Source organism: Gilliamella sp. Choc5-1 (assembly GCF_001690595.1).
GTDB lineage: Bacteria > Pseudomonadota > Gammaproteobacteria > Enterobacterales > Orbaceae > Gilliamella > Gilliamella apicola_M.
Genome location: NZ_LZHH01000046.1, coordinates 66,597 through 81,163, shown reverse-complemented (window position 1 = coordinate 81,163; position 14,567 = coordinate 66,597). Strand labels below are relative to the sequence as shown.

Below are 14,567 nucleotides of genomic sequence, written 5' to 3'. Positions count from 1 at the left end.
TTAATTGTTATCTGATGATGCGCTATCAGAAAGTTGACCATCTCTCATCACCATTTGTTTATCAAGTTTATTGGCAAGCTCAAGATCATGTGTAACAACCAAAAACGCAGTTCCGTGTTCACGATTTAATTTAATCAGTAGCTCAAAAATAGAATCGGCTGTTGATTTATCAAGGTTACCTGTTGGCTCATCAGCCATTACTAAAGCGGGGTTATTAATTAATGCACGCCCTATTGCCACTCGTTGGCGTTCTCCACCAGAAAGCTCGGAAGGACGATGATTTACTCGTTTGACTAAATTAACCGACTCTAGCATTGCCATAGCCCGTTTTTTAGCTTCGTTGGGTAAAACGCCGCCAATTAATAGTGGCATCGCTACATTTTCAAGTGCGGTAAAGTCAGGCAATAGGTGGTGAAATTGATAAACAAAACCAATTTCTTGATTGCGTAGACGTGCCTTTTCTTGTTCAGATAATTGATTTAACTGATGTGATTTAAAAATAATTTCGCCAGATGTGGGATTATCTAAGCCACCAAGCAAATGCAGTAAAGTGCTTTTACCTGATCCTGAACTACCTATAATGGCGAGTAATGATTGTGAATAAATATCAAACGAGACATTTTTTAAAACCTCGGTCACCATTTTACCTTCGTTATAAGTTTTATAAAGATTTTTGGCACTTAGTAATATTTGTGAATTATTCATAACGTAAAGCCTCGGCAGGTTGAATATTGGCTGCACGATATGCAGGATAAAGAGTTGAAATTAGCGATAACATAAGCAATCCAATAATAATTAAAATAATTTGCGATGGTTCAACCAATGAAGGTAGCAAGATACCAGCTAAAGATAAACCTAACAATTGCATGATTTCGTTTAAGTTAATAGCAAGTAACAGTCCTAAGGCGCTACCTAATAACGTGCCAATTATTCCTGAACTTGCACCTTGAATAATAAAAATTAACATAATTTTAAAGCGAGACAGACCTTGTGTTTTTAAAATAGCGACTTCGCCTTGCTTTTCCATCACCAACAAGCTTAATGAAGTAATAATGTTAAAAGCCGCAACAATCACAATCAGACTAATGAGTAATCCCATGACATTTTTTTCCATTTTAATGGCTTGAAATAATTCACCTCGTTTAGCTCGCCAATCTTTAAAGACTAATCCTTCAGGTAATGGGGTGTTAGTTATCGAGGCAATATCCAGTGGTTTATCTAAAAATAGACGCCAACTGCTAATCATATTAGGAGGATAACGTAATAAGTTTTTAGCGTCAGATTGATTGACATAAATAAGCGTTTGATTGATATCGTGGTTAACCGTAAACAGTCCTACAATATTAAATAAACGTTGGGAAGGTATACGCCCAACTGGGGTAATTTGACTTGCATCTGTTACCATTAAACGTATTTTATCACCAACGGTTACACCTAATTGATTAGCTAACGTTTGCCCTATGATAACATTGTACTGCCCTGCTTGAAGATCTAATAGCGATCCACTATAGATATAATCATTAATAGGATCATCATCTTCTGGGTTAATGCCCATTAGTGTGCTTACAGTGATACTTTGCTCACTTTGCAAAACCACATCACTCGACACCAAAGAACTAATACGATTAACACCTTGAATCTGATTAAATTGCTCACGAGTAATGACCTTAGGATCTATCCTACCTTGTGGTGTTGTGATCTGGGCTTGAGGTAAAAACTTTAAAATACTACTTTGCATCTGATCTTCAAGCCCGTTCATGACTGATAAGACCACAATTAGACCAATTGAACCTAACATAATCCCAATCATCGACAACCATGACACAAAGCGACCAAACCCATCTGTTTTTTGCCCGTATACATAGCGCAAACCAATAAAAAATACTAATGGACGAAATATTTTTGACATAAACGTATATATTACCTGAAACTTTTTTACAAAGTTTTGCTAGTTAAATGCAAGGTGCTTATCATACAGGATTAAACAGTTATAGAAAACAACCTCATACTTACGTTATAATCTGACAATAAATTTTCAGCGACATCAACGAACTCATCATGTCTAAAACAGTTAATATTTCAAACTTAATTCCTCAAAAATCAGGTGAAGTAAAGCAAATTGGGCAGCTAGTTGGCTCTTCCTTATCACAATTTTGCGCTCAAGCTATAGATGCACATGAAGGTATAGTTGTGATTGTCACTGATGATATGCAACAAACTTCGCGCATTCATGAAGAACTAAAGCAGTTTACATCCTTCCCTTCTATTATCTTTCCAGATTGGGAAACATTGCCTTATGACAGCTTTTCTCCTCATCAAGATATCGTATCAGAACGCTTATCTTGCCTTTATCATCTTGGACATTTAACCAAAGGGGCGTTAATTTTACCCATTAATACCTTAATGCAAAAAGTCTGTCCACAAAGTTATTTGGGTGGACATGTTTTTATGATGAAAAAAGGCTTACAAATTAGCCGAGAACATTTACGCCTACAACTTGAAAATGCTGGCTATCGTTCAGTCAGCCAAGTTATGGAGCATGGCGAATATGCTACTCGTGGAGCACTTTTTGATATCTACCCCATGGGCAGTGATAAGCCTTATCGCATCGATTTTTTTGATGATGAAATCGACAGTATCCGTACTTTTGATGTCGAAACTCAACGTACCTTTGGTGAAATTGCTGAAATACAATTGCTACCAGCCCATGAGTTTCCTTTCGATAAAACAGCTATTGAGTTGTTTCGTAGTCAATGGCGAGAACAATTTGAGGTTAGATTAGACTCAGAAAGCATCTATCAACAAGTTAGTAAAAATATTTTGCCAACCGGTATTGAATATTGGCAAGCACTGTTTTTTAACGAACCATTAACACCTCTATTTTCTTATTTTTTAACAAATAGCTTAATTATCAATACAGTTAATATTGAGCAATATGCTAACAAATATTGGCAAGATATTACCCAACGTTATGAAAGCCGCAAAGTCGATCCTATGCGACCATTACTTGCACCAAATGTTATTTGGTCTAAAACTGACGAGATTTTTGCCAATTTCAAAAACTACCCAAGAATGGTTTTATCGCATGCAATAACGACTGAATCAAATAAAAACGTTAATTTGCCTTATGTAGCATTACCTAATATTGCTATTGAGATCCAACAAAAAGATCCTTATTTACAATTTCAAAAATTTGTTGAAAATTTTGCAGGAACAATCATCTTTTCGGTTGAATCAGAAGGACGCAAAGAGGCTTTACAAGAAATTCTTGGACGAATTCGTATTCATCCCACTACCATCAATTTACTTGATGAACGAAAAAACAGTGATAGCCGATTTTATTTAATCGTTGGAGCTAGTGAACAAGGCTTTATCAATCAGCAAGATAATTTTGCCTTTATTACTGAAAATGAGCTATTAGGACGACGAGTAGTTCGTCGCAAAAAAGAAAATAAACAAGCTATCAATACTGATTCACTTATTCGTAGTTTAGCTGAGCTAACACCCGGCAAACCCGTTGTCCATTTAGAACATGGCGTTGGTCGATATGCAGGACTTACCACATTAGAAACAGGTGGGATTACGGCTGAATATCTTATTCTATTATATGCCAATGACACCAAGCTTTATGTTCCTGTTTCATCATTAAATCTAATTAGCCGTTATTCTGGTGGCGATGAAGAAAACGCACCATTGAATAAATTAGGTACTGATGCTTGGAGTAAAGCACGGCAAAAAGCGGCCGAAAAAGTACGAGATGTTGCAGCTGAATTACTAGATATTTACGCTGAACGTGAAAGTAAACCCGGATTTGAATTTAAACAAGACCGAGAGCAGTATGAACTATTTTGCCAAGGGTTCCCTTATCAAGAAACTGATGATCAACAAAATGCCATTGGGACAGTAATTGGCGATATGTGCTCTCCTTATGCCATGGATAGATTAGTCTGTGGTGATGTTGGATTTGGTAAAACAGAAGTAGCGATCCGAGCTGCTTTTTTAGCCGTTATTAATCATAAACAAACAGCAGTTTTAGTTCCTACAACTTTACTTGCAGAACAACATTACGAAAGCTTTTGTGATCGCTTTGCAAACTGGCCAATTCGCATAGAAAGCCTGTCTCGATTCAAAACCGCCAAACAACAAAAAAGTATTATAGAAGCTCTTGGTGAAGGCAAAATTGATATTGTAATTGGCACACATAAATTGTTACAAGAAGATATCAAATGGAAAGATTTAGGCCTGTTGATTGTTGATGAAGAACATCGTTTTGGCGTCCGCCAAAAAGAACGAATTAAAGCAATGCGAGCAAACATTGATATTCTAACACTAACCGCAACGCCAATTCCAAGAACCCTCAACATGGCAATGAGTGGTATGCGGGATCTTTCTATTATTGCGACCCCTCCAGCTCGCCGTTTAGCAGTGAAAACCTTTGTTAGAGAATATGATGATCTCGTGATTAGAGAAGCCATTTTGCGTGAAATTTTACGTGGTGGTCAGATTTATTACTTACACAATGATATTTCTGATATCGAAAAAGTAAGCGAAAAACTGGCAGAGCTGGTGCCCGAAGCACGCATTACCATTGGACATGGGCAAATGCATGAACGCGATTTAGAACGTGTGATGAATGACTTTCATCATCAACGCTTTAACATACTTGTTTGTACTACCATTGTTGAAACGGGTATCGACATTCCTAACGCTAATACCATTATTATTGATCGTGCCGATAAATTTGGTTTAGCTCAGTTACATCAACTCAGGGGGCGAGTTGGACGTTCTTACCATCAAGCCTATGCTTATTTATTAACGCCACATCCTAAATTACTCACTAAAGATGCCAAAAAACGCCTAGAAGCAATTGCCTCACTTGAAGATTTAGGTGCAGGTTTTGCTCTAGCCACACACGATCTTGAAATTCGAGGTGCTGGGGAGTTATTAGGCAGCGATCAAAGCGGTCAAATTGAGACCATTGGCTTTAACCTTTATATTGAGCTACTTGATGAGGCCGTCAAATCACTAAAAGAAGGCAAAGAGCCAACACTAGAATCGTTACTTAATAGCCAACAAACCGAAGTAGAATTACGATTACCAACATTAATTCCCGATGACTTTATTCCTGATGTCAACACACGGCTATCGCTTTATAAACGCATTGCTAGCGTTGATAGCCTTGATGAGCTCACCGACATTCAAGTTGAAATGCGTGATCGCTTTGGACAATTACCTGATGCGGTACTATTTTTGTTAGAAACAACCAAAATCCGCTATCATGCAAATCAACTAGGTATTACTAAAATCGAATTTGGCGAAAAAGGCGGTTATATTGAATTTGGCAGTAATAATAAAGTGTCAGTTGATTATTTAATTGAAATAATACAAAAAGAACCCAAAAATTATCGCCTAGAAAGCTCAAATCGATTAAAATTACAAAAATCAGAATTACAACGAAATGAACGTATTGAATATATTAAAAATTTGTTGGCTAATTTTGCAAAGCATCAAGAATGATAATTTAAAATATAACTAAGAGAACGAAAATGAAAAAAACAACTTTAGCTATAGGAATCGTTGCCGTATTAGGAATCGCTTATGTTGGTACGGCATGGTACACGGGTAACATAATTGAAAGAGATATTGACAACCAATTAGCACTAATCAACAACAAAGCCAATCAACTTGAAAAGAACTTAACATTTTCTATTACCAAAAGTCATTATGAAAAGGGAATTTTCTCAACTAAATTACACCTAACTGTAACAGCGTCAGAAAACAATTCGTTTTATGGTGAAGACGCAACCCCAACAACGCTATTTGATGACAATGTCACCATCCACCATGGCCCTTTCCCTATTGTGGCTCTTGCTGAAGGGACATTCGCTCCACAAATGGCGTGGTTAGAATACGAAATGAGTGAACAAATCAGCCCACAACTTTGGAAATTAGCCAGTAATCAGCCATTTATTACTGGGCATGTTGGTATGAGTTATGGCAAATATCTCACTGTTAAGTTAAAAAACAAAGCCATCAAGGTCGGGCAAAACGAAATTCCAATTCTCAATGGTACATTGTCTCTTGGCAAAGGTAGTTACACCTTTAGCGGGTATACTAGTGGTAAGGACATTAGATCTAAAATAGAGATCGATAAGTTTTCATTTAACCATTTCCAATTATTTAGAGCTGATCCTACTTTGGTGGTGGTTAATAAATTCGTTATGAATCAGAATGCTAATTTAAATAGCGACACAAATACAGTTGAGGGGTCGCTTTCTAGTCATATTGATTCAATTATTTATGGTCAACACAATTTGGGAACCGTTTCGTTAGATTTTGATTTCCAAGGATTTGATAAACAACTATTTACTTATCAAATAGGCATGAACTACCCTGATTCTGACTTAGATGATATCGACAAAAAACATAATATCAGATTTTCATTAAACAAATTCAATTGGCAAACATCTAGTGGCGATATTAATGCTAACCTAATGTTTGATATCTCTGATTTTAATAGTGAAGTCCTTGATAAAGAAGATTACGAAAAAATTAACGCGCTAAAATTCAAGCTTGAAGCACCATTTGACGTATTAGCTCGTTTATCAGCACAAATTAAGTCTCCTGATACCAATGATATAACTTCACAAATTGCTGAAGAAAAGCAAAACATACAACAAATGTCAGGCTTCCTTGTCCATAATTCCCCATTTTTAGCATTAAGCAATGGTAAAACCGATGGTATTTATTCAGATGTTAGTCTAACCAAAGACAGCGACGAAGTTAACGTAAATGGTAAAAAAGTGTCAAAAGAAGAATTTTTTGATAACCTATAACTTACCAAATTACTTTCCAAAATAACCAATTCCACCAATACTATTGGTGGAATTTTGTTTTTCCTTTCCCCCTTTTCCCCTTAAAAAGAAACCTATCAATAGATAGTTGATATCCCAAATTAATTCAAAAATTAATCGCCTAACAATTTAAAATCAATTAGAATTGCAAAAGTAAAATTTATAACGAATGATTATATTGAAAATATATTACCTAATTTTGCAGATCATCAAGAGTTATAATTTAAAATAAAATAAATAATTAACAAATAGGGAATAGTAATGAAAAAAACAACACTCGCTATAGGAATCGTTGCCGTATTAGGAATCGCTTACGTTGGAACAGCATGGTACACGGGTAACATAATTGAAAGAGATATTGACAACCAATTATCTCAAATCACAAACAACATTAACCATATTCAAAACAATTTCACCTTTACAGTTGAAAAAAGTAATTATGACAAAGGGATATTGTCAACTAAACTCCACTTAAAGGTGACCGCGTCACAGAATCAATCTTCCGATGAAGCCCCTACTCCCCAAACCCTGTTTGATGATGATGTTACCATTCATCATGGTCCTTTTCCTATTGCAGCCCTTACAAAAGGTACATTTACCCCACAAATGGCTTGGTTAGAATACGAAATGACCGAACAAACTAATCCAAAACTTTGGAAATTAGTAGGTAATCGGCCATTTATTACTGGGCATATGGGAATAAGTTATGGCGAATATATAATTGCTAAACTAACAAGTGAAGCAACTAAAACCATGAGCAAGGACTTTGATATAGGTAAAGGTTATTTTACCTTTAGTAGTTATATTGATGGTTCTGATATGATGGCTAAATTGCAGTTAGATAAAATATCTTTTTCAGAAAACAGCGCTAATATTAGCTTTAGTGATTTAAATCTATCCCTAAAATCACTTAGCACTTCAGACTATATTGATTACCAATCAAATATTGGTAATATGAAATACAGTATTATCAGTTATTCACCAACTAAGGTTAATATTGATAACATCAAATCAACGGGAAATTTTAACTACAAAACGCAAAATGGCGATTCGCAAGGCAGTATTGATAAAATGACATTAGAATTCCCATCGCCATACACCGCAAATATTAAACCTCTGGTTTTTAATAACATTATAATGAATCAAAAAAATGTCTTTAATAACGTAACTAATATCATCGATAGTTCGTGTTTTGCCAATATTGATTCGGTAATTTATGGTAAACAGAATCTAGGTAATATTGCGATCGATTTTGACCTTCAAAGGTTAAATAAATATTGGCTCGGCAGCCAATTGGATATGAATTATACAGATTTGAGTAGTGTTAATCCAGAACAGCATACCAAATTATCGATCAAAAAATTCAATTGGCACACCCCTTCTGGCGATATAAATATTAGTCTAATGTTGGATCTATTTGATATAGACAATATGTCTCTTGTTCAAAAAAATTCCGAAAGAATTAATTCGCTAAAACTCAAGCTTGAAGCACCATTTGACGTATTAGCACGTATATCAGCACAAATAGAAAATTCTAACAATGACAATGTAACACAACAACAAATAACAAAAAGTAATCAATTGATACAATCGGTAGCAGCATCACTGACATATAATTTTCCATTTTTAGCGTTAACCAACGGTAAAACAGACGGCTTTTATTTAGATATTAGCTTAACTAAAGACAGTGATGAAGTTAGTGTTAATGGTAAAAAGGTGTTAAAAAACCAATTATTTAATAATTTATAGCTGAACAATCAACTAACCTAACGATCCGCCAGCTATGCTGGTGGATGTGATCGACTGCCGTTAAAATACAAATTCATAAAGGCTTATATTTTCCTTTAATGAAATAACTTAAAATAATCAAAAAATTATCGCCTATAAGAAGCAAATCAATTAAAATTGTTAAAAATTCCCCAATAAAAATGAGAAAACAATGAAGAAAAGCATAATTACTATAGGTATTATTGCAATATTAGGGTACGTTGGCTCGTCTTGGTATACAGGAAATATAATCAAAAATAACATCGACAAAAAAATAGAACAAATTACACAAAAAATTGACAATGACCAAGATTTATTCAATATAATGATTGAATATAGCGATTATCAACAATCGATTTTTTCAACAAAATTACACCTTACCGTAAAACTAGCATCAAAAAGTTTATTGATTGACGATACAAAGACACTTTTTAATGACGACATTACCATTCACCATGGCCCATTTCCAATTACTGCCCTTTCAGAATGGAAATTCACCCCACAAATGGCGTGGATGAAATATGCAATGAGCGAAACCCTATCGCCAGAACTTTGGCAACTAGCGGGTAATCAGCCATTTATTACCGCCAATATCGGCATGAACTATCAAGAAGATCTTTCCATAAAATTAGCCAACAAAGCGCTCAATCTTGTTAATTCAGATTCCGATAAAAATACTGAAATTTGGAGGTTTATTGGTGGTTCGTTAGAGGTGTCTGATGGTGATATTAATATTGAATTCAATAAGGATCTTTCTCAATTATATGCCCACGTGAATATCGATAAATTTATTTATAAAAACGATAAAGACTTCTCAAAACCGCAAGTCACCTTACAGAAATTTAATTTATCAGCCTACCCAAATTCAGACAAAACAGGAATACATTACAATCTCAACGCCGATAAAATGGCATTCGGCACTCACAATCACTATACCGAACCGCATATTACTTTTGATAATCTGAAATACCAAGGCGATATTTTTCATAAAACTGGTGCTATAATTCCGAATGATCACACTGAAATAGGCAAAATCACATTTATAATTAACGCCTCTTCGGAATCCGTTCCAGATGATCAAAAGCTCATCATTAACAATTTAACGGTCGATCAAGAAAATACTTTCACTCCAACAAACAATACCATTGATGGTTTATTAAAAGCCAATGCAGAATCATTATTACTCGGTTTGCCAAATTTAGGCAGTGTTAGTTTAGATCTTAGTTACCAAAATATTCCTGTCTCAATGCTATTTAATCGTTTTGATAATACTGATTTTGATGACGAACAAACATTATTAAATCCCAAAATTTCACTAAATAAATTCAATTTTAGAAACACCATGGGCGAAGTTAATGCCAACGCTTTTGTCACCCTATCAGGAATACGATCAAGACTAGAACGTTTTATGGTTGATATTGACAATATTGATAGTCTTAAACTAAACGTTGATGCACCTTTTAACGTATTGGCTTATACCGTAGCTCAACTAAAAAACCCAAATAAAGAAGCACTAACACCTGAAGAAATTGAAAAAGAAAATTTATCAATAAAATCAATAATAAAAGATGAATTTAGCAAAATACTACTATTTACTTTTGAAAAAAATAACATTGAAGGACTCTATTCTGAGGTGGATTATGCTAAAGATAAACAAGAGGTCAAATTAAATGGCCAAACATTGCAAAAGTCCGATTTTTTACAAAAAATCCTTAAAAACAATTAATACAAATTAAATAACACAGACTATGAATACACAACAAACAAACTTATCAAACGAAAACCAATTCAAACGCACCATGAAAACTCGGCATCTTATTATGCTATCACTTGGTGGTGTTATTGGTACAGGTCTCTTTTTTAACACTGGCTATATTATTGCAACCGCAGGAGCAATTGGCACAATTATCGCCTATTTAATTGGCGCATTAGTGGTTTACCTAGTTATGTTATGTCTTGGCGAGCTTGCTGTTGCTATGCCTGAAACAGGAGCATTTCATACTTATGCTTCTCGATTTATTGGCCCAGCAACAGGATACACAGTTGCGTGGTTATATTGGTTAACTTGGACTGTCGCACTCGGTTCAAGTATTACCGCAGCAGGCTTTTGTATGAAACATTGGTTTCCAAATACACCTATTTGGCTATGGTGTTCTATTTTTTGCGCAGTCATTTTTGCGTTAAACATCATTACGGCACAATTTTTTGCTGAGAGTGAATTTTGGTTTTCGATTATCAAAGTGATCACCATTATTATCTTTATTATTGCAGGTACCGCAGCTATTTTTGGCTTTGTCCCAATGAAAAACGACATCCCTGCGCCTTTTTTACACAATATTACCGATAATGGTTGGTTCCCTAATGGCATCACCCCGATTATTATGACGATGGTATCGGTCAATTTTGCCTTTTCAGGAACTGAACTTATAGGTATTGCCGCAGGTGAAACAAAAGAGCCTGAAAAAACAATCCCATTAGCTATTAAAACCACAATTTTACGGCTTATCATCTTTTTTATTGGTACCGTTTTTGTCTTGGCCGCCTTATTACCAATGGATCAAGCCGGCGTTATCGAAAGTCCTTTTGTGACCGTTTTTGAAAATATCGGCCTACCTTATGCGGCTGATTTTCTTAACTTTGTGATTTTAACCGCCATTTTATCGGCTGCAAATTCGGGGCTTTATGCTTCTGGGCGTATGTTATGGTCGCTTTCTAATCAGGGCACTTTACCTAAAAGCTTCAGCAAACTCACTAAGAAAGGTATCCCTGCGTTTGCTATTCTGGTTAGCATGTTAGGTGGGTTACTGGCACTACTTACAAGTATTATTGCTCCTGACACTGTTTTTGTCGCCTTAACCGCAATTTCAGGCTTTGCCGTAGTAGCCGTTTGGCTAAGTATTTGTGCTTCACACTACTTTTTTAGAAAACAACTATCGGCAACGGAACTCAGTGCCTTAAAATATAAAGCGCCACTTTACCCACTGGTGCCAATTTTAGGATTTATTTTGTGTTTGATTGCTTGCATTGGTTTAGCATTCGATCCTGAACAACGCATTGCGCTATATTGTGGTATTCCGTTTGTAGTATTGTGTTTTATTGCACACCATTTTACTCAATCTAATCCAAAGCGAGCAGAAAAGAATGATCAATAACAATCCTATTAACGCATTACTAAAACAAAAAAAACATATCATAGTTGACGGTGCACTTGCTAGCGAGTTACAACGCCGCGGGTGCGATCTTAACGACAGTTTATGGTCAGCAAAAGTGTTAATAGAACAACCCGAACTGATTCGCCAAGTCCATTATGACTATTTTAGTGCTGGCGCAGATTGCGCCATTACCGCCAGTTATCAAGCTACACCATTAGGATTTGCTAAAAAGGGGATCACACTAGATCAATCCATAAAACTCATAAAAACCAGTGTCGAGCTTGCCAAGCAAGCAAAGTGCCAATATCTAGACGAAACAAAACAAAATAAAACGTTACTAATTGCAGGTTCGGTTGGCCCTTATGGTGCTTATCTTGCAAATGGCTCTGAATATACGGGCGATTATCAACTTTCTGAATCAGAATTTATTGATTTTCACTATGACCGCATCAAAGCATTAGTTGATGCAAAAGTCGATCTACTGGCCTGCGAAACATTGCCCTCTTTTGCTGAAATCAAAGCTCTCACAAAACTTCTTGAAAAATTTCCAATAGTAACAAGCTGGTTTTCGTTAACATTAAAAGATGCCAATCATCTTAGCGACGGCACACCACTACCTTTAGTAATCGAATATCTAAATCACTGCCAACAAGTGGTTAGTATTGGTATTAACTGCATTGCCTTAGAAAGTGTTACCGCTGCGTTAGAATCGTTGCAAAAACTTACGCAAAAACCACTGATTGTCTACCCAAATTCTGGCGAGCAATACGATCCAACTACCAAACAATGGCATAAAAATCACCATCACGATTGTACCTTTGCCAACCAATTACCTTTATGGACAAAACTAGGGGCTACGTTAATTGGGGGGTGCTGTCAAACAACACCAAGCGATATTACCGAAATTGCAAGGTTATTAAAAGATAACTAAATCATTTAAGATTTGGGCGTAATAATCTATGATAATCAAATCGTAGCACTTAAAACCGCCCAAAGCCTGATCGATAAAACACTATAGAAAGATTAGAAAATACAGTAATTTTATTTAAGTGCTGATTTTAGGTATTATAAGTATCGATAAATATTTTTAGGAATTAACTATGATAAACCAAGAAAATGAATGGATAATATCACATATTGATACACTTATTGATAAGGTTAATAATTTACCTCATGAGGATTTTGAGGGTTATTCCCCTTATGAAATGGGATCTTTGCTGAATTTTTTAAATGATCCTCGCTCCCCGCTTAAGATTAATGTACTTTCAGATAAAGCCTACAAAGAGATTCCTTTACTTAATCAAACCTGCTTGCTTATGTCTATTTTAGAAGAGCAGGAAAACCTACTATTAACAAAAGTCGGTAATTTACCGCCCAAATGGGTAAAAGCACTTTATGTTTTAGGCCCACCTGAATTAGCAATTGAAATGAGTTCCAAAAACGTAATTAAAGAGCAAGATACTATTGCAGTACAGTTAGCCAGAATAATATTAAAGATTTATCGTTTGTGTAAACAACGCCACAACAAACTCTCTCTAACTCATCATGGCAAGAAACTACTTAATAATAAGCCTGCGTTACTGCATGGCATATTACATGTTTTAACCTATCAATTTAATTGGGGATATTTTGATGGTTATGGTAATTTTGAAATTGGCCAATTGGGATTTGGGTTTACCCTAGTATTGCTAGCGAAATATGGCGACAAACCACAACCAGCTGAGTTTTATACAGATAAGTATTTTAAAGCTTTCCCTCAATTATTAATCGATAATAATAACAACTCGCAGTTTAGGCACAATAAAAAAAGCCTTAAGTACTGTTATTATTTTAGAAATTTTGACCGTTATTTATCTTATTTAGGGTTAGTAAATATAACAAAAGTTCCAAGTACTTTGGAAGAAAAATATTTAATTCAAAAAACGCCTCTGTTTGATCAGTTAATTACTGCCGTTGCACCGCAAGGAATCGATGACAAAGTATAAAATTATAGCAAAAACTAAACTTTTAATAAAAATATAGGCTTTTTCTATATCCTTATAATAAAAATGGAATATTTATGTAACGCAAATAATTAAAAATTAGCACAAATATTTTTAATATAAGTAGATTATCTAGTGGCAAGCACTCGCTCAACCGTATCGACAATTGCTTGAGTTTGTGAGTCGATTTCGATATTAACTTTGTCCCCAACTCTTTTTGCGTTTAAGGTAGTAACAGCGAGTGTTTCGGGAATTAGATGAATATGAAAACAGTTATCGCTAACCTTGCCAACTGTCAAGCTTGCACCATCAATCCCAATAAAGCCTTTATATAATACATACTTACTAAATTGTGCTGGCAACTGTAATGTCATTTGGCAATTGGTTGCTGTTTTTTGAATATCAATTATAGTTGCTGTGCAAGAAATATGACCAGACATAATATGCCCACCCACTTCATCGCCATATTTTGCGCTACGTTCAATATTGACAAAATCGTGGATTTTTTTATTGCCTAATGTTGTTAACGCTAGGGTTTCTTGCATAATATCAAACGTTACCCAATCTTGCTCAAAACTTGTCACTGTCAAGCAACAACCATCATTAGCAATTGAAGCACCAATTTCAATTTTATCGACCAATTGATGGGGTAATTTAACTTTATATTTTCTTAATTTATCTTTATCTTCAATATCAATGATCTGACCAACACCTTGCACAATACCTGTAAACATATATAAACCTCAATTCTTGATAATGCTAAATATTCTATCTCAATCTGATTAGAATTTCCTATTTCTATTTTCTACTGG

At 35.2% G+C, this 14,567-nt stretch carries 10 protein-coding genes; 7 read left to right on the top strand and 3 right to left on the bottom strand.

Features of this window, described 5'->3' with window-relative positions; translation table 11 throughout:
• Nucleotides 1–705: a lipoprotein-releasing ABC transporter ATP-binding protein LolD gene (gene lolD, locus A9G35_RS04085; RefSeq protein WP_065635788.1), complete on the bottom strand. Its 705-nt coding sequence runs from the start codon at nt 703–705 to the stop codon at nt 1–3.
• Nucleotides 698–1,900, bottom strand: a complete 1,203-nt coding sequence (gene lolC / locus A9G35_RS04080; protein WP_034946138.1) for a lipoprotein-releasing ABC transporter permease subunit LolC — start codon at nt 1,898–1,900, stop codon at nt 698–700. The genes lolD and lolC overlap by 8 nt, the downstream gene beginning before the upstream one ends.
• A 158-nt stretch (nt 1,901–2,058) precedes the next feature.
• Here lolC and mfd point away from each other — a divergent pair, with 158 nt between their 5' ends.
• The 7 genes from mfd to A9G35_RS04045 all read left to right on the top strand — a co-directional run bounded on the left by mfd (nt 2,059) and on the right by A9G35_RS04045 (nt 13,758).
• Nucleotides 2,059–5,517 (top strand): transcription-repair coupling factor, encoded by a 3,459-nt coding sequence (mfd, locus tag A9G35_RS04075; RefSeq protein ID WP_065635787.1) that lies wholly within the window; start codon nt 2,059–2,061, stop codon nt 5,515–5,517.
• Nucleotides 5,518–5,546: 29 nt separating this feature from the next.
• Nucleotides 5,547–6,836 (top strand): DUF945 family protein, encoded by a 1,290-nt coding sequence (locus A9G35_RS04070; protein WP_065635786.1) that lies wholly within the window; start codon nt 5,547–5,549, stop codon nt 6,834–6,836.
• 279 nt (nt 6,837–7,115) lie between these two features.
• Complete coding sequence (locus tag A9G35_RS04065) at nt 7,116–8,603, top strand: DUF945 family protein (RefSeq protein WP_065635785.1); 1,488 nt, start codon at nt 7,116–7,118, stop codon at nt 8,601–8,603.
• A 190-nt stretch (nt 8,604–8,793) separates the two neighbouring features.
• Nucleotides 8,794–10,347: a DUF945 family protein gene (locus tag A9G35_RS04060; RefSeq protein ID WP_065635784.1), complete on the top strand. Its 1,554-nt coding sequence runs from the start codon at nt 8,794–8,796 to the stop codon at nt 10,345–10,347.
• 22 nt (nt 10,348–10,369) lie between these two features.
• Nucleotides 10,370–11,773 carry an S-methylmethionine permease gene (gene mmuP, locus A9G35_RS04055; protein ID WP_065635783.1) on the top strand — a complete coding sequence of 468 codons (1,404 nt, stop codon included), beginning with the start codon at nt 10,370–10,372 and terminating at the stop codon, nt 11,771–11,773.
• On the top strand, nt 11,763–12,704 hold the full coding sequence (gene mmuM, locus A9G35_RS04050; RefSeq protein ID WP_065635782.1) for a homocysteine S-methyltransferase: 942 nt from the start codon (nt 11,763–11,765) through the stop codon (nt 12,702–12,704). The genes mmuP and mmuM overlap by 11 nt, the downstream gene beginning before the upstream one ends.
• A gap of 169 nt (nt 12,705–12,873) precedes the next feature.
• Nucleotides 12,874–13,758, top strand: coding sequence for a hypothetical protein (locus tag A9G35_RS04045; RefSeq protein WP_065635781.1), 885 nt, complete (start codon nt 12,874–12,876; stop codon nt 13,756–13,758).
• 125 nt (nt 13,759–13,883) lie between these two features.
• On the opposite strand, the gene A9G35_RS04040 is transcribed toward A9G35_RS04045, so the two are convergent.
• Nucleotides 13,884–14,489: a riboflavin synthase gene (locus A9G35_RS04040; RefSeq protein ID WP_065635780.1), complete on the bottom strand. Its 606-nt coding sequence runs from the start codon at nt 14,487–14,489 to the stop codon at nt 13,884–13,886.
• Nucleotides 14,490–14,567: the final 78 nt, after the last annotated feature.

Bases quoted from the DNA above. Each gene is read 5' to 3' on its own strand.
- lolD (WP_065635788.1), bottom strand. From the start codon at position 705: ATGAATAATTCACAAATATTACTAAGTGCCAAAAATCTTTATAAAACT.
- mfd (WP_065635787.1), top strand. From the start codon at position 2,059: ATGTCTAAAACAGTTAATATTTCAAACTTAATTCCTCAAAAATCAGGT.
- A9G35_RS04070 (WP_065635786.1), top strand. From the start codon at position 5,547: ATGAAAAAAACAACTTTAGCTATAGGAATCGTTGCCGTATTAGGAATC.
- A9G35_RS04065 (WP_065635785.1), top strand. From the start codon at position 7,116: ATGAAAAAAACAACACTCGCTATAGGAATCGTTGCCGTATTAGGAATC.
- A9G35_RS04060 (WP_065635784.1), top strand. From the start codon at position 8,794: ATGAAGAAAAGCATAATTACTATAGGTATTATTGCAATATTAGGGTAC.
- mmuP (WP_065635783.1), top strand. From the start codon at position 10,370: ATGAATACACAACAAACAAACTTATCAAACGAAAACCAATTCAAACGC.
- mmuM (WP_065635782.1), top strand. From the start codon at position 11,763: ATGATCAATAACAATCCTATTAACGCATTACTAAAACAAAAAAAACAT.
- A9G35_RS04045 (WP_065635781.1), top strand. From the start codon at position 12,874: ATGATAAACCAAGAAAATGAATGGATAATATCACATATTGATACACTT.
- A9G35_RS04040 (WP_065635780.1), bottom strand. From the start codon at position 14,489: ATGTTTACAGGTATTGTGCAAGGTGTTGGTCAGATCATTGATATTGAA.